Origin of the sequence: Thiemannella venezuelensis, assembly GCF_014203605.1 — a bacterium.
In the GTDB taxonomy this organism is placed as follows: domain Bacteria; phylum Actinomycetota; class Actinomycetes; order Streptosporangiales; family Streptosporangiaceae; genus Planomonospora_A; species Planomonospora_A venezuelensis.
Genome location: NZ_JACHJJ010000003.1, coordinates 258,141 through 276,122 on the forward strand (window position 1 = coordinate 258,141; position 17,982 = coordinate 276,122).

Annotated in this window: 13 protein-coding genes; 3 read left to right on the plus strand and 10 right to left on the minus strand. The window is 73.9% G+C overall.

The genetic code is table 11. From position 1 onward, the window contains the following. Positions 1–14 precede the first annotated feature (14 nt). From FHS22_RS06815 to FHS22_RS06830, 4 genes are read right to left on the minus strand one after another with little or no spacing between them, the layout of a single operon-like run. Positions 15–1,133, minus strand: coding sequence for a bifunctional phosphoglucose/phosphomannose isomerase (locus tag FHS22_RS06815; protein WP_184939388.1), 1,119 nt, complete (start codon positions 1,131–1,133; stop codon positions 15–17). Continuing rightward, on the minus strand, positions 1,130–1,303 hold the full coding sequence (locus FHS22_RS06820) for a Trm112 family protein (RefSeq protein WP_184939389.1): 174 nt from the start codon (positions 1,301–1,303) through the stop codon (positions 1,130–1,132). The genes FHS22_RS06815 and FHS22_RS06820 overlap by 4 nt, the downstream gene beginning before the upstream one ends. A 4-nt stretch (positions 1,304–1,307) precedes the next feature. Further along, complete coding sequence (locus FHS22_RS06825) at positions 1,308–2,702, minus strand: phosphomannomutase/phosphoglucomutase (protein WP_184939391.1); 1,395 nt, start codon at positions 2,700–2,702, stop codon at positions 1,308–1,310. Positions 2,703–2,750: 48 nt separating this feature from the next. Further along, entirely contained in the window at positions 2,751–3,116 is a 366-nt protein-coding gene (locus FHS22_RS06830) for a DUF3499 domain-containing protein (protein WP_184939393.1), read from the minus strand. Positions 3,117–3,365: 249 nt separating this feature from the next. On the opposite strand from FHS22_RS06830, the gene FHS22_RS06835 reads away from it, so the two are divergent. Continuing rightward, the gene (locus FHS22_RS06835) at positions 3,366–3,761 is read left to right on the plus strand and encodes a metallopeptidase family protein (protein WP_184939644.1); all 396 of its coding nucleotides are present in this window, start codon (positions 3,366–3,368) and stop codon (positions 3,759–3,761) included. A gap of 25 nt (positions 3,762–3,786) precedes the next feature. Here FHS22_RS06835 and FHS22_RS06840 read toward each other — a convergent pair whose 3' ends face one another. From FHS22_RS06840 to FHS22_RS06855, 4 genes are all read right to left on the minus strand, one after another. Further along, positions 3,787–5,208 (minus strand): DUF5719 family protein, encoded by a 1,422-nt coding sequence (locus tag FHS22_RS06840; RefSeq protein ID WP_184939395.1) that lies wholly within the window; start codon positions 5,206–5,208, stop codon positions 3,787–3,789. Beyond that, complete coding sequence (locus FHS22_RS06845) at positions 5,205–8,081, minus strand: glycosyltransferase family 2 protein (RefSeq protein ID WP_184939397.1); 2,877 nt, start codon at positions 8,079–8,081, stop codon at positions 5,205–5,207. Before FHS22_RS06845 ends, FHS22_RS06840 begins: the two co-directional genes overlap by 4 nt. A gap of 191 nt (positions 8,082–8,272) precedes the next feature. Then, positions 8,273–8,533 (minus strand): WhiB family transcriptional regulator, encoded by a 261-nt coding sequence (locus FHS22_RS06850; protein WP_184939399.1) that lies wholly within the window; start codon positions 8,531–8,533, stop codon positions 8,273–8,275. Between the two features lie 226 nt (positions 8,534–8,759). Then, on the minus strand, positions 8,760–10,838 hold the full coding sequence (locus FHS22_RS06855; protein WP_184939401.1) for a hypothetical protein: 2,079 nt from the start codon (positions 10,836–10,838) through the stop codon (positions 8,760–8,762). 251 nt (positions 10,839–11,089) lie between these two features. Here FHS22_RS06855 and cofD point away from each other — a divergent pair, with 251 nt between their 5' ends. Then, positions 11,090–12,037 carry a 2-phospho-L-lactate transferase gene (cofD, locus tag FHS22_RS06860; protein ID WP_184939402.1) on the plus strand — a complete coding sequence of 316 codons (948 nt, stop codon included), beginning with the start codon at positions 11,090–11,092 and terminating at the stop codon, positions 12,035–12,037. Then, entirely contained in the window at positions 12,034–13,356 is a 1,323-nt protein-coding gene (locus FHS22_RS06865; protein WP_184939404.1) for a coenzyme F420-0:L-glutamate ligase, read from the plus strand. The genes cofD and FHS22_RS06865 overlap by 4 nt, the downstream gene beginning before the upstream one ends. 16 nt (positions 13,357–13,372) lie before the next feature. On the opposite strand, the gene FHS22_RS06870 is transcribed toward FHS22_RS06865, so the two are convergent. Together FHS22_RS06870 and FHS22_RS06875 are read right to left on the minus strand one after the other, a co-directional pair. Continuing rightward, entirely contained in the window at positions 13,373–15,133 is a 1,761-nt protein-coding gene (locus FHS22_RS06870) for a substrate-binding and VWA domain-containing protein (protein WP_260407722.1), read from the minus strand. A 76-nt stretch (positions 15,134–15,209) separates the two neighbouring features. Beyond that, positions 15,210–17,795, minus strand: coding sequence for a bifunctional FO biosynthesis protein CofGH (locus tag FHS22_RS06875; RefSeq protein ID WP_377295752.1), 2,586 nt, complete (start codon positions 17,793–17,795; stop codon positions 15,210–15,212). Positions 17,796–17,982 lie beyond the last annotated feature (187 nt).

The following is a 17,982-nucleotide window of genomic DNA, read 5'->3' on the forward strand; positions in this document are numbered from 1 at the left end:
ATCAAGACAGGATCCTATTGGGAGATTCTCGCCTTGAGCTCACCGATCGCCGACACCGGGGTCGGATCGATGCCGTATCCCAGGGCGAGGTAGGTGCTCGCGTAGTCGCCGAGCCCGATCAGCGTGGCCAGCCGCTCCAGCGGATGCAGGCCCTCCGCCCCGACCTCGGTGACCGGCACGCCCCGGTCCTGGGCCATCCGCACGGACACCTCACGGCGGCGGGCCACCTGCGGGTGCTCGTCCACGTCGCGCAGCACGAACAGCCGGAGCGACCGCCCCGTCGCGCCGTCCCCGGGGTCGGCGAAGATGTCCCGCTCGGCCAGCGGGCCGTCGAAGACGACCACCTGGTTGTGGCTGACCTCCGGAAGCTCGCCCCACATCGCCGGGTACTTGGCGTTCTCGTTGAGCTGGCAGGCCCACCGGTAGGCCGCGACCCCGGCGATCCTGGAGGAGGCCCAGATCATCGGCACCGTCCCGGCCAGCTCCATGGCCAGCGACTTGCCCGGGTTGATGAACGTATCGCTCGCGGGGCGGCAGCGGTGCGCGATCTCCTCCAGCCGCCCGGCCGCCGCCTCGAACACCTCCTCGTCCGCCCGGACCAGACCCAGCGCGGACGCGGCGACGATCAGCGGCACCGAGAGCGCCCAGACCCCGGCGCGCGGCTGTCCGCCCGTGCCGGCGGGCACGAACCGGGCGCCCGCCTGGCGGGCGATGTCCTCCAGCGGGGAGCCGGCGGCGCCCACGGCGAGCAGGGGGCATCCCCGGCGCACCGCCTCGGTGGCCACCGCGAGCGTCTCCTCGGTGGTCCCCGAGCAGGAGACCGCGACGACCAGGTCGGCGGCCCCGACCCAGCCCGGCAGCCGGTAGGAGCGCACGGTCACGATCGGCAGCGGGGCACCGTTGCCGCACACCGCCTCGAGCACGTCGCCGGCGATGCCCGAGCCGCCCATTCCGGCGACCACGATGGCCCGCGGACGGCCGTCGGCGGCCAGCGACGGCACGCCCGCCTCGTGGGCCGCCCGGTAGGAGGTGCGCACCTGGGCCGCAGAAGACGCCACCGCGCGCAGCATGCCCCCCGAGTCGGCGTCCTCCAGCAGTTTGAGGTCGTCGAGCCGGTCGGCGTCCCAGCTCACGGCTTGCGCGCCTCGTCCACCAGCAGGACCGGGATGTCGTCGCGGACGGGGTAGACCAGCCCGCACGCGGCGGAGGTGCAGGACAGCTCGTCCGCCTCCGGCTCGGCGCGCAGCGGGGACTTGCAGCTCGGACAGGCCAGGATCTCCAGCAGCCAGTCGTCGATCTTCACTCGGTCAGCTCCTCACGACAGCCAGGACTTCGTCCCTGATCGCTGCCATCTGAATCTCGTCGGCCGCCTCGGCGTTCAGCCGGAGCAGCGGCTCGGTGTTGGACGGACGGAGATTGAACCACCATCCGGGGCCGGACACGGTCAGGCCGTCCAGCTCGTCGAAGGTGACGCCGTCGCGCCGCGCGAAGACCTCGCGGACGCGGGCCGTCGCGGCGGCCTGGTCGGCGACGGTGCTGTTGATCTCACCGGAGGCGGTGTAGCGGGCGTAGTCGGCCAGGACCTCCGAGAGCGGCCGGTCCTGCTCGCCCAGGGCGGCCAGCACGTGCAGCGCGGCCAGCATGCCGGAGTCGGCGAACCAGAAGTCCCTGAAGTAGTAGTGGGCGGAGTGCTCGCCGCCGAAGACCGCGCCGGTCCTGGCCATCTCCGCCTTGATGAAGGAGTGGCCCACCCGGGTCCGGACCGGCGTGCCGCCGCGCTCGGCGACGATCTCCGGGACGCCGCGCGAGGTGATCAGGTTGTGGATGATCACGGAACCGGGGTGCTTGACCAGCTCGCGGGCGGCGACCAGGGCGGTGATCGTGGACGGGGAGACCGACTCGCCCCGCTCGTCGACCACCCAGCAGCGGTCGGCGTCGCCGTCGAAGGCGAGCCCGAGGTCGGCGCCGGTCTCGATCACGGCCTTCTGCAGGTCGCGCAGGTTCTCCGGCTCGATGGGGTTGGCCTCGTGGTTGGGGAAGGTGCCGTCCAGCTCGAAGTAGAGCGGGACCAGCTCGATGGGGAGCCCCGTCCCGTCCGCCCCCGGGCCGAACACCTCGGGGACCGTGTGCCCGGCCATCCCGTTGCCCGCGTCGACGACCACCTTCAGCGGGCGGATGCCGGACAGGTCCACCAGCGTCCGCAGGTGCCGGGCGTAGCCGGCCAGCATGTCCTGCGCGGTGACGGTGCCCTTCTCCGCCGGGCCCCCGCCGGTCGCACCGGCCGCGGCGCCCCCGGCCTTCAGGATCTCGGCGGCCCGGTCGCGGATCTCGGTGAGCCCGGTCTCCCCGCCGATGGGCACGGCGCCCGCGCGGCACATCTTCATGCCGTTGTAGCGCGCCGGGTTGTGGCTGGCGGTGAACATCACCCCGGGCAACCCGAGACTGCCGCTCGCGTAGTAGAGCAGGTCGGTGGAGCCCAGCCCGGCGTCGACCACGCCGGCGCCCCGCGAGGTCGCCCCCCGGGCGAAGGCCGCGGCCAGCGGCCCGGACGAGGAGCGCATGTCGTGGGCGACCACGAGCCGGTCCGCCCCGGTCACCTCCGCGAAGGCCGCGCCGACGGCCTCGGCGGCGTCCTCGTCGAACTCGTCCGGCACGACGCCGCGCACATCGTACGCCTTGAAGATCTTGGCGAGGTCGCCCACTCCAGCTCCGCCCCCTGTGTCGTCTCTGCTGGACCCAAGCCTAGGGGTTCAGCGGTCGCGCTGGGGCTGCGCCGAGCGGAGCACTCGCAGGTGTCCCCGCCGTCCGACCTCGACCGCCTGGCCGACCGGCTCGGTGCCCGCCGGGGCGGGCCGGGCGGCCTCGCGCACCGCGTTGGCGAGGGCCTCCAGGTCGTCCGTGCTCGGCGAGGCGCCGTCGGTGGGGAGGCGGACCACCTCCCAGCCGCGCGGTGCCGTCAGGCGCTCGGCGTGCTCGGCGCACAGGTCGTAGCAGTGCGGCTCGGCGTACGTAGCCAAGGGCCCGAGAACAGCGGTCGAATCGGCGTAGACGTACGTGAGCGTGAAAACGGCAGGCTGACTGCACGCGGTGCGGGAACAGCGGCGGACGGGGCTCACGGTGGTGACCGTATCCGGTAAGCGTCCGGGGCGCCACTATCTGAGCGCTCTTAACGAGCGTGTCGCCACAATCCGGACACACATCGCGGCTCCCGCCCGCCCGTACGGCCCGCGCCCCTCCCGAGCGCCCGGCGGGGCTTCCGCCCGACGGCACTCCCTGCCCCGGCGGCGCCCGTCTAAGCTTGGCCCGTGAGCCCGGCACCCGGAAGACCCCGCTCCCCTCGCAGACGCGACCGCCACGGCCGCGGCATGCGCGGCCCGCTGGCCCCCTCCCACGTGCCGATCGCCAAGTCCCGCAGCGAGCGCTTCGACGACCTCGTCCTGGACGCCGTGGACCGGCTCAGGCCCCGCTGGGGCCGGCAGCTGGCGGCCGTGGAGTTCGCGGTGGAGGAGGTGCCGCCCGCCGACGACCTGGGCGACGGCCCCGAGCTGCTCACCGGCGAGCCGATCCCGTTCGGCCGGGCCGAGCCCGCCGCGGACGACCGCCCCGCGTCCGTCGTCGTCTACCGGCGCCCGCTGGAGGCGCGGGCCCACGACCGCGACCAGCTCGGCGCGATGGTGCACGACACCGTGGTGGAGCAGGTCGCCGGTCTCCTCGGGCTCTCCCCCGAGTCCGTGGACCCGGGTTACGGCGAGCGCGGCTGACCCGGCCCCCGCCCCGGGGAGCCGCTCACGGCAGGATGACCGAGGCCGACTCGGTGACCGGCGGGACCAGCGCCCACATGCGGGCGGCGGCCAGCGGCTGGACAGTGAGCGCGAGCCCGTCCTTGAGCTTCTCGTCCATCACCCGCCCGCCGTACACCGGTCCCGAGCCCGGCAGCGGCTGCACCACCACCGCGAAGGCGCCGTCCGTCCCGGGCAGCTTGACCTCCTTGACCCGGGCGGCGGCGATGCTCAGCTCGAACGGCTCGGGTGCCTCGCCCGAGCGCGGCAGCACCTGGACGCTCACCTTCCCCGCGGTCTCCGGCGCGGCCAGCAGCAGCCGGGAGCTCTTCTTCCCGCCGGTGCGGTTGTCGGCGACGACGCTGCCCAGGTCGATCGGGGCGGCCCCGGCGGTGAAGGCCACGTCGGGCCTCTTCCCCGTCCCGGTGACGACCAGCCCGGCCACGATCGGCGTCTCGGAGGTGAGCACGAGCGCGGCGGGCTGGCCGGCGATGCCGGTGGACAGGTCGACCGCCGCGACGGACCCGGCGGGCACGTCGACCAGTTCGCGGCCCTTGAGGGCGTAGGTCCCGTCCGGGGTCAGCGCCCGGACCTCGACCAGGGTGTCGACCTCGGCGGGAGAGGCGACCAGCAGCTCGCGCCTGCCGCCCCCTCCGGGGACGCCCGGGACCACGACGCGGGTGGCCGGCGGCGCGGCGACCGGCAGCCAGTCGACGCCTCGCCCGCCGTTCATGACCGCGCGGGCCGCGGCGGTGACCCGGCCGGAGACGGTCCGCACCTCGACCGCCACGACCAGCGGGGACGGGGCCAGGTCCTTGAGGTTCACCGTACGGCTCCGGCCGGGTTCGAGGGTGAGGGTGTCCCCGGTGCCGCCGGTCACCAGCCCTTCGCCGGAGTAGACCAGCACCTCCACGATGGCCGGGGCCAGGTCGGCGTTGGCCAGGTGCAGGGTGACGTCGGCCGCGGCCGGACCAGGGCCGACCAGCCAGGTGCTCGCGGCCGGCTCCGCGCACCTGATCCCGGCCAGGCCGCGCTGCCCGCCGGACGTCTCCCTGCGCGTCTGCGCCGACTCCAGGCCCGCCGCGCCGCTCCCGGTGGCGCTCACCGTGACCGGGCCGGTCTTGTCCGGCGCCTCCTCGTACCAGGGCTTCCCCGGCGCGTCCACGGTGCCCAGGACCTTCTCCCCGGCGGCGACCGTCGTGGCGCCCGTACCGGTGGCCTCGCCGCCCGGCGGGGTGACGACGCCCACCTGGGCCCCGTCGGGAGCCGGGCAGACGGTCGTCACGGAGGCGACCGGGACCTTCCTCGGGCCGGGGACCTGCCCGGCGGCCGGGGCGGGCCGGGTCGCGGAGGCCACACCGTACAGGGCGGCCAGGGCGACCAGCACCAGGACGAGCAGGCCGAACCGGTTCTCGATCAGTGACTTCACCGGGTCGCCAGCTCCCTCGCGGTCTCGGACGGCTCCTGCGGGACGGCCTCCCGGTCGGCGGCGCGCGAACCGGGCGCGGCCAGGACCGCGACCAGCAGCACGAGCAGCCCCTGGACCCAGAGCCAGCGGGAGCGCCAGGGGTCTCCCGGCGGGGCCGGGGGCGTCGCCACCGGCTGGGTCAGCCGCCAGACGCCGAGTCCCCGGGACAGGCTCATCCTGGCCAGCGCGGGCTGGGAGTCCAGCGCGCGGCTGACCTCCGGGCGCACCGGGCTGGTCACCACCACGAACCGCACGCCGTGCGCGGCCAGCACCCGGGCGTCGTCGCCGCCGCGGCCGGAGGCCAGCCCCGCGGCGGCGACGCCGACCAGGTCGCGCGGCCCGGCCGGGGAGGGGATGTCGGCCTCGCCGATCACCGGGGTGCGGCCGCTCAGCACGGTGAACGTCAGGCCGCCGTGGTCCTCCGAGCGCAGGAGCAGGATCCGCCGGCCGTCGCCTGCGGCGTCCGCGGCCAGCGCGGGCACCACGTCGCGCACGTTCCCGCTGATCGGCCCGGTCACGCCCGTGGTGATCCACATGCCCGCGGCGAGCAGCGGGGTGGAGAAGGCGACCACCGCGACCAGCAGCGCGGCGATCCGGCGCAGACCTCCGGCGGCGCGGAACTCCACGATCCGGTCGGCGGTGAGCGCGGCCACCACCAGCATCCCGGTGGCGGCGAAGGCCAGCGGCACGCCCGGCCAGGCCGGCGCCTCGGTGTCGCCGTTGATCGAGGCGACCGGGGTCCGGCTGACCAGGATGGCCACCAGCACCCCGAAGAGCGCCACGCCCCAGCCGATCGCGATGACCATCCGGTTGCGGCGCATGAGCAGGGCGGCCAGGCACGCGGCGATGAGGCCGCCGGTCACCCAGAGCGGCGGCATGCCCGGGCCTCCGGGGCTCAGCAGCAGCAGGGACCGGGCGGGCAGCGCGGGGTCGACCAGTTCGGGCCGGTGGAGCCCGGCTTCCAGCAGCAGCCGGCCGGGGTCGGCGGCCACCTCGGCCAGCCAGGGCAGCAGCAGCGCCACCGGCACGCCGAACGCGATCGCCACCGAGGCGGCGACGCCCCGGCGGGGGAAGGCCAGCGCCGCCAGAGCCCCGAGGAGCAGGGTGAGCGGGTACACCAGCGGGGCGAAGGCCGTACCGGCCGCCAGGGCGAGGCCGAGGGCCCAGGCCGCGCGGCGGGCCCGGCGGTGTTCGGCGGTGAGCACGGCGGTGGCCAGGGCCGCGTAGACGGGCAGCAGGACGAAGACCACCGCGGTGCCGAGCCGCCCGGCCGCGACCGCCCCGGTGGCGACCGGGAGCAGCGCGTAGGAGGAGGCCAGCCAGACGCGGGTCCACCGGCCGGGGATCATCGACCGGGTCGCCGCGTAGGCCGAGAGCCCGGCCAGCGGCACGCAGCCGAGCAGCAGCACGGAGACCGCCAGCCAGGTCTTGCCGAGCAGCACCGAGGAGAGCGCGGCCAGCGCCGCCACGTACGGCGGGGCCCAGCCGTCGCTGCCCAGGCCGCCCTGGTGGTAGCCCTCGGTGTAGAGGGTCCACAGGTCCGCCGAGCCGCCGGTCACGGGGACGAGGGCGCCGCCGCCCAGCCGGGTCCCGCCGACCAGGCCGCGCTCGGCGACCAGCGCGATCAGCGTGAGGGCCAGGAAGAGCAGGACGCCCGGGTTGCCGAGGACGCGCCGCATCATCCCGTGGTCGTCGGTGAGCAGTTCGTCCCCGTCGTCCTCCGCCGACGATCCCCCCGCGTGGTGCCGGCCCGCGGACTCCACGAACCCGGATCCGGCCAGGTAGCCCTGGATCCGGTCGGCGAGCCGCCGGTACCCCGCACCCGGCGGGGTGAGCAGCCGTTCGATCGCGGCGTAGTGCTGCCTGCGCCCCTTCGCCCGGGCCCTGCGGGCCCTGATCAGCCGGATCGGGTGGGCGAGGATCGAGCCGAGCGCGACGATCTCGTCCAGCGCGTTGGCGGGCTGCTTGGCCAGCAGGAACAGGAACGTGCGGAAGGACGACCCGGTGACGTTGCGCAGCAGCGCCCACAGCAGCGGACGGAAGGGCAGGTTCGCCAGGACCACGAAGATGGCGTTGCGGCGGTCCAGCCGGCGGGGGTGGTCGCCGCTGACGGTGATGCGGCGGCGCCGCCGCGAGGCGGCCTCGGCGTGCCAGGCGACCGCCCGGGTGACGTTCTGCACCCGGTGCCCGGCCGCCCGGACCCGCCAGCACAGGTCGAGGTCGTCGCGGAAGATCGGCAGGAAGGGGTCGAGCCCGCCCACCTCGTCCCAGACATCGCGGCGGATCAGCATCCCGGCGGTGGAGACGGAGAGCACGTCCCGGACGCCGTCGTACTGCCCCTGGTCGAACTCGCGGGGCTCCAGCCCGGTGTCCCTTCGGCCCGTCCGGTCGACGGTGACGCCGACCTCCAGCAGGAGCCGGCGGTCCAGCCAGTCGCGGAGCTTGGGGCCGAGCACTCCGGCCTTGGGATCGGCGTCGGCGGCCCGGAGCAGGGTCTCCAGCGCCTGCGCGTCCGGCGCGCAGTCGTCGTGGAGCAGCCAGATCCACTCGCGCCCCCCGACGGGCTCCAGCCGCGCCAGCACCTCGGCGACCGCCTCGCCGAAGCCGGTGGAGCGGGGCAGGGTGAGCACGGCGTTGGGGCCGAGCGCGTCCTTCAGCATCGTGGCGCTGCCGTCGCGGCTGCCGTTGTCCGCCCCGACGATCCGGTCCACCGGACGGGTCTGCCGGAGCAGCGCGCCGAGCGTCTCCCCCAGCCAGCGGGCTCCGTCGTGGGAGACCACGATCGCGGTGACGGTGTGGCGGGGGCGGCGGGGGTCGGGGTCGGTGATGGACATACGTCCCGGAGTTCAGAGGGCGGCGATCAGGGCGACTACGATACGGCACCTTATATCCGGCTATGTCCCCTGGACGAAACCCCCTCACGAAAAAAGGCCACGCGGCCGACGGCCGCGTGACCTCATCCGAGATATCACCGAGCGCCCCGCAGGGCGCCTGAGATGTCCTTCACACTTCCGGCATGCCGTCCTCAGACGGCCTGGCGCTTGATCCGGCGGCGTTCCCGCTCGGACAGGCCCCCCCATATGCCGAACCTCTCGTCATGCTCGAGTGCGTACTCAAGACACTCCGCACGCACCTCACAGGAACGGCACACCTTCTTGGCCTCCCGAGTGGATCCTCCCTTTTCCGGGAAGAACGCCTCCGGGTCGGTCTGCGCGCACAGTGCGCGCTCCTGCCAGCCAAGCTGCTCTTCAGCGATGTCGTCCTGTGCGATGACCAGGTCGGCCACTGCACACCTCCCTGCCGCCCGCCCGCAATGGAGCCCCCCTATGAACGCCTCCCCCTTACCCTCCCGGGGAGAGGCGTAACAACATGCTTGTAATTACACGCGTGCGGCTGGTGTGGCGTCAAGCGGCATGCCGGTATCCGGGGAAAGACCTGCCCTCCCCGGTATACGGGCTGCTGCCCGCGCTGGCGGCGATCTCCTAGGTGATTCTGACGATCACCTGGGGTGTTCAGTGCTCTCTTCGGTCGGAACCGTACCAGGAGGTGTTCTGTTCCTGACCGGGGGCCACCCTTTCTCTATCCCCGTTTTCCCCTGTCATTGCCTGACCCGAACGCTCCGGTGTGTAGATCGCCGTGGGGTCGATGGGCTGGGAGTCCCAGGTCTGGGCCGCCGGGGCCGGGCCGCCGAGCGGGTCGCCCTGGTAGGCGGCCGGATCGAAGCGGACCGTCGTCTCGGCGGGCGGGGCCTCCCTCGGCGCGTCCCAGGAGGGAGCGCTCTGGGACGCCCCCTGCGGCACGTCCCACGAGGGAGCGCTCTGCGGCGTCTCCTGCGGTACCTCCCAGGAGGGGCCGCTCTGCGGCGTCTGCGGGTGCCCGAAGGGGGCGTCGTACCCGCTCTGGTCGTACCCGCTCTGGTCGTACCCGCCGGACGGGGAGGCGGTGTACTCCGGCACCCGCAGTTGCGGCTCGGCGCCGTGGGCCTGCTGCTGGTAGCTCTCCGCCTGCTGGTAGGCGTGGGCGATCTGCTGGGAGCGGGCGTCCACCGGGTCGGGCGCCGGGTAGTGCGGCTCCGCCTCGTTCTGCCGGGCGAACTCCGCGCCGGAGTAGCCGGTCAGCGGCTGGCCGTAGTTCTCCGGCGGCTGCGGGAAGGAGGCCTGCGCCTGTCCGTCGAAGGGCAGCCGGGGCTGGCTGTCGGCGGGCGTGTACGGCTGCGCGGCGGGCGCCTGCGGCTCGTAGAACGGGACCTGCTGCTCGGGCTGGGCCGGAGCGTAGGAGGAGAACTGCGGGTCCTGCCCTCCGTAGGAGGGGAGCTGGGGCTCCGTCGAGGACGGGGTGTAGGCCGGGAACTGGGGCTCCCGCCGCCCGTAGGAGGAGAACTGCGGGTCCTGCCCTCCGTAGGAGGGGAGCTGCGGCTCCGTCGAGGACGGGGTGTAGGCCTGCTGCGGCTCACCGTACCCCTGCTGCTCCGCGGGAGCGGAGTAGACCGGGGCCGGCGGGTCGTAGGCGCTCGCCGGCGGGTCGTACGGCGCGGCCGGGGCCGGCGGCTGGACGTCCGCGGCGACGTACGGGCTCGGGGTGTAGGCCTGCGGCTCGGCGGGCTGCGCCGGAGCCTGGCCGTAGCCGGCGCTCCGGGCGTCGTACGGCAGGCCCTCGGACCCGGTCCCGTACGGCGCGGGGGCGGCGGCGTAACCGTCGCCGGACTGGGACGCGTAGGCGTTCTCCTGGGGCGCGAAGCCGCTCTCCGGCTGCCGGCCGTACGTCTCGGCCGGGTCCGCGGCGTGTGCCGGCGCGGGCGGGAGCGCGGGCTGGCCGTACGGCGCCGCCGGAGCCTCCTGGTGGAAGGCCGGGGCCGGGGCCTCCTGGTGGAAGGCCTGAGCGGCGGGTTCCTGGTGGAAGGCCGGGGCCGCGGGCTCCTGGTGGAAGACGGGAGCGCCCTGCGGCTGGCCCGGCGCCGGGTAGGGCGCCTGCCCCTGCGCTTGCCCCTGCGGCTGGCCCTGGGGCGCCGGGAACGGGGCCTGCGGCGCCGTACCCGGCGCGTAGGAGGGCTGGGGCTGCTGCGGGTTGCCGCCGAGGCCGCCGTCGGGGCGGAACCCTCCGCCGCCCGCGAAGCCCGCGGCCCCCGGGGCGGACGGGAACCCGCCCGCCGGGGACGCGGCCGGGGCGGCCTTCGGCAGCAGGTAGACCAGGGCGAGGGCGGTCAGCCCGAGGAGGGGGAGGTGGACGAGGAGGAACTCCACCTTCTCCAGGAAGTCCGTGGCGCCGGTGAACACCCCGCCCAGCAGGCCGATCACGCCGAAGAGCACCGAGAGCCCGAGCGTGCCCACCGCCACGTAGACCATCGGCTTCAGCCGCCGGACGGCCGGGCCGAGGTTTCCGGCGAGCAGGACGGCCCCGACGAGCAGGGCGACGGCCACCGGCGAGGTGAGGTCGGACAGGTATCCGGCCGCACGGACGGCGAACGACGCCTCACCGAACGAGGACCCGCCGAAGAGCAGCCGCTCGATGCCGACGAGAACGCTTCCGGACGCCGCGGCGACCATGAGCCACGCGGCCGGTTCTCGGAGTCGGCCGACCTCGACATTGATCACAATTACCCCCATAGGGTCCTCGGGTAAACCCGGGCCAAGTTTTGCACATGGCCGACTTTGCTGTCGGTGGACCCAGGAAGCACATCAATCTCATAAGTATCTCATCAACCACCATTTATGGACACTTAGGGCAGGACGTGAGGCAACTCTGCCTGCGGAGACAGCCGCCGTAACGATCACGCCAAGATCGCCCGGATCCGGCGGCTCCCCTTCGAACAGGCCCGTCGCCGGGGAGTGGGAGACTGTTCGCCATGCGCATCGTGTCCCTCGCCGGCGGAATCGGCGGCGCCCGTTTCCTGCGCGGCCTCCGCGCCGCGGCCCCCGACGCCGAGATCACCGTCATCGGCAACACCGGTGACGACATCACCCTGTTCGGCCTGCGGGTCTGCCCCGACCTCGACACGGTGATGTACACCCTCGGCGGCGGCATCAACGAGGAGCAGGGCTGGGGGCGCGACCAGGAGACCCACGCCGTCAAGGAGGAGCTCGCCGCCTACGGCGTGGAGCCGCAGTGGTTCGGCCTGGGCGACCGCGACGTCGCCACCCACATCGTGCGGACCCAGATGCTCGACGCCGGGTATCCCCTCTCGGCCGTCACCGAGGCGCTGTGCGCCCGCTGGCAGCCGGGCGTGCGGCTGATCCCGATGAGCGACGACCGGACCGAGACCCACGTCGTGATCACCGACGAGCGGGGCCGCCGGGCCGTGCACTTCCAGGAGTGGTGGGTCCGCCTGCGCGCCTCGGTCCCGGCCGAGCAGATCGTCCTGGTCGGCGCCGGCGAGGCCGGCCCGGCCCCCGGCGTGCTCCAGGCGATCGCCGAGGCCGACGCGGTGGTCCTCCCGCCGTCCAACCCGGTGGTCAGCATCGGCACGATCCTGCAGATCAAGGGCATCCGCGAGGCGCTGGAAGGCAAGACCGTCGTGGGGGTCTCCCCGATCGTCGGCGGCGCCCCGGTCCGCGGCATGGCCGACGCCTGCCTGACCGCGATCGGCGTGGAGACCACCGCCCAGGCCGTCCTGGAGCTGTACGGCTCGCCGCTGGTCGACGGCTGGCTGGTCGCCGAGGAGGACGCCGGGGTCGCCCTGGACGGCGTCCTGGTCCGGGCCCGGCCGCTGATCATGCACGACGCGGAGTCCGCCGCCGCCATCGCCCGCGCCGCCCTGGACCTGGCCGCCGAGCTCTCGGAGGGTTCCCGATGAGCAGGATCCGCCGCTCCCGGCGGGACGACTCCGCCCAGGTCCGCATCGAGGTCTTCGCGATCGACGGCATCCCCGAGGTGCGCGAGGGCGACGACCTCGCCGCGCTCGTCGCCGCCGCCCGGCCCGACCTGTGCGACGGCGACATCCTCGTGGTCACCTCCAAGGTGATGAGCAAGGCCGAGGGCCGGACCCGCCGGGGCGTCGACCGCGCCGAGGCGATCGAGGAGGAGACCGAGCGGGTCGTCGCCCGGCGCGGCGAGACCGTGATCGCGCAGACCTCCCACGGCTTCGTCATGGCCGCCGCCGGGGTCGACGCCTCCAACACCGAGCCGGGCACCGTCGTGCTGCTGCCCGCCGACCCCGACGCCTCCGCCCGGGTCCTGCGCGCGGGCATCGCCGAGCGGCTCGGCGTCTCGGTGGGCGTGGTCGTCTCCGACACCTTCGGCCGCCCCTGGCGCAACGGCCAGACCGACCTGGCCATCGGCGTCGCCGGAGTGCCTCCCATGCTCGACTACCGGGGGATGTCCGACGACCACGGGAACGCGCTGGAGGTCACCCTGACCGCCGTCGCCGACGAGTTCGCCGCCGCCGGAGACCTCGTCAAGGGCAAGCTCGCGCAGACCCCGGTCGCGGTGATCCGCGGCATGTCCGAGTACACCACCGAGGAGGACGGCCCGGGCATCCGCGAGGTGGTCCGCCAGTCCGGGGAGGACATGTTCCGGTACGGCTCCCGCGACGTGCTCTTCGCCCGCCGCACCATCCGCGAGTTCTCCGCCGAGCCGGTCGACGGGGCCAAGGTCCGCCGCGCGGTGGACGCCGCGATCGCCGCACCCGCCCCGCACCACACCACGCCGTGGCGGTTCGTGCTGCTGGAGTCGGCGGAGGTCCGGGAGAAGCTGCTCGACGCCATGCGCGAGGCGTGGATCGCCGACCTGCGGGGGGACGGCTTCTCCGAGGAGTCGATCGCCAAGCGGGTCCGCCGCGGCGACGTGCTGCGCAACGCCCCCTACCTGGCGGTCCCCTGCCTGGTCATGGAGGGCTCGCACACCTACCGCGACGGGCGCCGCAACGCCGCCGAGCGGGAGATGTTCGTGGTCGCGACCGGCGCGGGCGTGCAGAACTTCCTCGTCCAGCTCGCGGTGGAGGGCCTCGGCTCGGCGTGGGTCTCCTCCACCATGTTCTGCCGCGACACGGTCCGCGAGGTCCTCGGCCTCCCCGCCTCCTGGGACCCGATGGGCGCCGTCGCCATCGGCCGCCCCGCCGCCCCGCCCCGCGACCGCGCCCCGAGGAAGGCCGCCGACTTCATCGTCACCCGCTGACCTCCGGGGGAAGGGGTCAGGGGGCCTTGCGGCAGGTGGGGTGGCACAGGCGCCGGGCCAGGGCGGAGAGGAAGACGTCGATGATCTCGCCGGGCTCCCGGGCGACGTGCAGCGAGCCGTTGGTGGCCGCGACGACCTGGGAGAGGACGGACCGGTCGAGGTCGTCGCCGAAGGCGAGGATGACGATCTGCACGGGGTAGGCCGGGTCCCACTCCTCGCGGAGCTTCTCGACCAGCTCCGTGCCGGACAGGCCCTTTCCGTCGTCCTTGCCCGCGGTGATGACCAGCAGGGTGTTGTTCATCCGCTCGTCGTAGGCGCCGGTCACCTCGCGGAACCCGGCGAGGATCGAGTCGTGCAGGGAGCTGTTCCGCTTGGCGTCGGCCCGCAGGGTGAGGGTGAGCTCCTCCAGGAGGCTGCGGCGGATGACCTGGCCGCCGTCCGGCTCGTTGACCGGGCCGAGCTTCACCCGCTCCCGCTGGTCGCCGCCGGAGCCCTTGGCGTCGGCGAACTCCCACATGCCCATGTGGGTCGAGTCGGGGAAGAGCTGCAGGCCGAGACGGGCGGCGTCGAGCGCGACGGAGAGCCGGGTCTTGCCCTTCGCCCCCTTGATCGGCTCGGCCATGCGCTTGGAGACGTCGGACAGGACCAGGATGTTGGTCGGCGGGGCCAGCCTGCTCCACGCCTCCAGCGCCTCGTCGATCCTGGCGGGCAGGATGGTCGGGCGGGTGCGGGGCGACACGGTCGGGATCTCCGGTCCCGGCGAGTAGGGGCCCTGGCTGCCGTCGGCCGAGCGGAAGCCCGCCCGCCGTACCGCGTCCTGGGTCTCCGGGGAGCGGAGCCAGGCGGCGAAGGCCCGCGACCCGGCCGCCTTGGCCGGGTCTCCCGAGGTGACCACGTAGGGGTAGTCGAGGTTGATGGTCCCCTCGCGGGGATGGAGCGCGACGAGCGGGTCCGCGGACGGCTGCCGGTTGTGGAACCAGACCGACTGCTCGGGGACGATCACCACCGGGCGCTGCCAGAAGGAGCGCTCGTCGACCGCCTCGACCATGCTCCGGTAGTCGGGCGCCGCCCCCGCCTGGGCCCAGCGCACGAACGCGGTGAGCGCCTGGTCGGCCTCGGGCCCGGTGCCCACGACGTCCCTGGCGGCGGCCACGGTGGCGATGCCTGCCCCGGCGAGCGACGGGTCCGGGACGCGGACCACGTCGGGTTCGTTCTCGTTGGGCCTGACCCGGCCCCGGGTGGTCGCGGGGAAGACCATCCGCCAGTTCATGTCGGTCTCGCCGACCGCGAACCGGTCGGCGAGGGACTTGCGGGTGGCGAAGACCAGCGGCGAGGTCGCCATCACGGTCTCGGTCCCCGCCAGGTCCTCGGCCCCCTGCTTGCGCGCGAGCCGGATCCAGGCGGAGGAGTCGGAGATCCAGCCGTCGGGGCGGGCCGCCAGCACGCCCGCGGTGCCGCCGATCAGGGTGCGCAGCACGGTGGCCGGCGGCTGCTCCGTGACCTGCACCAGCACGCACCGCCCGTCGACGCCGGCCTTGGCCGCGTTGAACCGCCCGGCCGCCTCCATCACGGTCGGCGCGATGTCCACCGCGGCGGCGACGTCGACCAGGACCGGATCACCGCCGCAGGGCCCGCCCACCCGGTCCGCCACCAGCCCCGCGGTCCCCGCGAGCACCACCGCCAGCGCGACCGCGGCGAATGCGAGACGGCGGCGTGCCTGCCGCCGGCGGCTCTCGGCGCCGGCGGCCATGCGGTGCCGACCGGGTGAGAAGGACAAGGCGGGGACCTCTCGTCAGGGGAGTGATGATTGTCCCAATGAACCCAGCACAACGCGCAAGTGCCTATAGAACTTGTTATAGACGATCTAGTGGTACGAAGTTACGCACACTTTGACAAACTCCATCGCTCGCCCTGGCCGCGGCCAGCCGCTCCTCACCCGGCGCGCCGTACGAGGTCGTCCGCTGCCGGAGCGGCCGCCCGGTCGGGGCGACCATCGCCGCGATCTCGGTGATGGTCTTGAACGAGCCGTTCTCCGACCCGGCCATCCTGCTGATCGTCTCCTCCATCAGCGTGCCGCCCAGGTCGTTGACCCCGCCCTGGAGCACCTGGCGGCACAGGTCGTCGCGGAGCTTCACCCAGGAGCACTGGATGTTGCCGATCGCACCGTGCAGCAGGATGCGGGCCAGCGCGTGCACGGCCCGGTTCTCCCGCGCGGTCGGGCCCGGGCGGGCGATCCCGGCCAGGTAGATGGGGGCGCTGTGGTGGACGAACGGCAGCGGCACGAACTCGGTGAACCCGCCGGTCTCCTCCTGGATGCGGCGGATGAGCCGGATGTGCCCGACCCAGTGGGCGTGGGTGTCCACGTGGCCGTACATCATCGTGGCGGTGGTCGGGATGCCCAGCCGGTGGGCGGTGGTGATGACCTCGACCCACTCGGCGGCGGGCAGCTTGCCCTTGGTCAGCACCCAGCGCACCTCGTCGTCGAGGATCTCCGCCGCGGTGCCGGGCAGCGAGTCGACCCCGGCCTCCTTCGCGGCGGTCAGCCAGTCCGCGACGGACAGGTTCGTACGGCTGGCGCCGTTGACGACCTCCATCGGCGAGAACGCGTGGACGTGCATCCCCGGGACGCGCGCCTTGACCGCGCGGGCGATGTCGAAGTAGGCGGTCCCGGGCAGGTCGGGGTGGATGCCGCCCTGCATGCACACCTCGGTCGCCCCCGCCTCCCAGCCCTCCTGCGCCCGGTCGGCGACCTGGTCGAGTGAGAGGGTGTAGGCGTCGGCGTCGGTGCGGCGCTGCGCGAAGGCGCAGAACCGGCAGCCGGTGTAGCAGACGTTGGTGAAGTTGATGTTCCGGTTGACCACGTAGGTGACGTCGTCGCCCGCGGCCTCCCGGCGCAGGCCGTCGGCGATCCGGCAGAGTTCGTCCAGGGCCGCGTCGTCCGCCCCGGCCCCGGTGTGGTCCCCCGCCAGCCCGAGCAGGGTCAGCGCCTGCGCCTCGGTCAGCCCGGCGGGGTCGCTCTCCGCCCGCAGCAGCGCCTGCCGGACCTCTCCCAGCCGCACCGCGGCGCCCCCGGGCGCGGCGGGGGCCTCCCCGTCCTGGAGGCGGTCCTTCAGCGCCTCCCAGTCGCCGTAGACGTGGTCGAAGTCGTCGCGGCGGTCGGCGGAGCGGCCCTCGCCGTCCACCGCCGTGTGCAGGTCGGTGCGGCCGAGCGCGGTGAAGCCGCCGTCGGGCTCCTGCCAGGGGCGGCCGACCGGCTCGGCGCCCTCCCTGGCCAGACCGGTCTCCGGGTCGGCGAGGGCCGCGACGTGGGCGTTCAGCCGGGGGTCGAGCCAGGGCTCCCCGGCGAGCACGTACTCGGGGTAGATCGTCAGACGCTCCCGCAGCGTGAACCCGGAGGCGGCGGTGCGGGCGGCGAGCTCGTCGATCTGCGGCCAGGGGCGCTCGGGGTTGACGTGGTCGGGAGTGAGCGGGGAGACCCCGCCCCAGTCGTCGATCCCGGCCCGGATCATCAGGCCGTACTCGGACTCGACCAGGTTCGGCGGGGCCTGGACGCGCGCCTTCGGTCCCAGCACCAGGCGGGCCACCGCGATCGTGGCGGCCAGTTCCTGCAGGTCGGCGTCGGGCATGCCGCGCATCGCGGTGTCCGGCTTGGCGCGGAAGTTCTGGACGATGACCTCCTGGAGCCCGCCGTACTCGCGGGCCACCTTCCGCAGCGCGAACAGCGACTCGGCGCGGTCCTCGACCGTCTCGCCGATGCCGATCAGGATGCCGCTGGTGAACGGGACGTTGGAGCGCCCCGCGTCCTGGAGCACGCGCAGCCGTACCGCGGGGTCCTTGTCCGGGGAGCCGTAGTGCGGCTGCCCCTTCTCCTCGAACAGCCGCCGCGAGGTCGTCTCCAGCATCATGCCCATCGAGGGCGCGACCGGCTTGAGGCGCTGCAGGTCCCGCCAGGTCATGACCCCGGGGTTGAGGTGCGGCAGCAGCCCGGTCTCCTCCAGCACCCGGATCGCCATCGCCCGCACGTAGGAGAGCGTGTCGTCGTAGCCGTGCGCGTCCAGCCACCCGCGGGCCTGGTGCCAGCGCTCCTCCGGCCGGTCGCCCAGCGTGAACAGCGCCTCCTTGCACCCCATGGCCGCGCCCTGCCGGGCGATCTCCAGGACCTCGTCCGGGCCGAGGAACGGGCTGTCGAGCTTGTGCGGCGCGGTGGCGAACGTGCAGTACCCGCAGCGGTCCCGGCACAGGCGGGTCAGCGGGATGAAGACCTTGCGGCTGTAGGTGATGGTCCCTGGCCGCCCCGCGGCCTGCAGGCCCGCGTCCCGGACCCGGCCGGCGTGGCCGAGCAGGGTGTCGAGGGCCTCTCCCCTCGCGTGCAGCAGCACGGTGGCCTCGGCCTGGTCGAGGGTCTTGCCGTCTCGGGCCCGTGCCAGGGCCCTGCGCATCGCGGCATCGGTGGGGTTCACGCTCATAGGCGCACATTACGGCGCATCGCAGGCTGCACCGGTACCGGGGTCCGGCCGATAGACCCAGATACTTCAGAGAGTCTAAACAGAGGGCTGAAGGAAATCTCGATAGACGTAAATAAATGCAAGTGCATAAGATTGGGGCATCCCACCGGAACACCCACCA

What these genes read in the sequence shown, in the direction of transcription:
- FHS22_RS06835 (WP_184939644.1), top strand. Translation starts at nt 3,366, where the DNA reads ATGCGCGGCCCGCTGGCCCCCTCCCACGTGCCGATCGCCAAGTCCCGC.
- FHS22_RS06845 (WP_184939397.1), bottom strand. Translation starts at nt 8,081, where the DNA reads ATGTCCATCACCGACCCCGACCCCCGCCGCCCCCGCCACACCGTCACC.
- cofD (WP_184939402.1), top strand. Translation starts at nt 11,090, where the DNA reads ATGCGCATCGTGTCCCTCGCCGGCGGAATCGGCGGCGCCCGTTTCCTG.
- FHS22_RS06865 (WP_184939404.1), top strand. Translation starts at nt 12,034, where the DNA reads ATGAGCAGGATCCGCCGCTCCCGGCGGGACGACTCCGCCCAGGTCCGC.
- FHS22_RS06875 (WP_377295752.1), bottom strand. Translation starts at nt 17,795, where the DNA reads ATGCGCAGGGCCCTGGCACGGGCCCGAGACGGCAAGACCCTCGACCAG.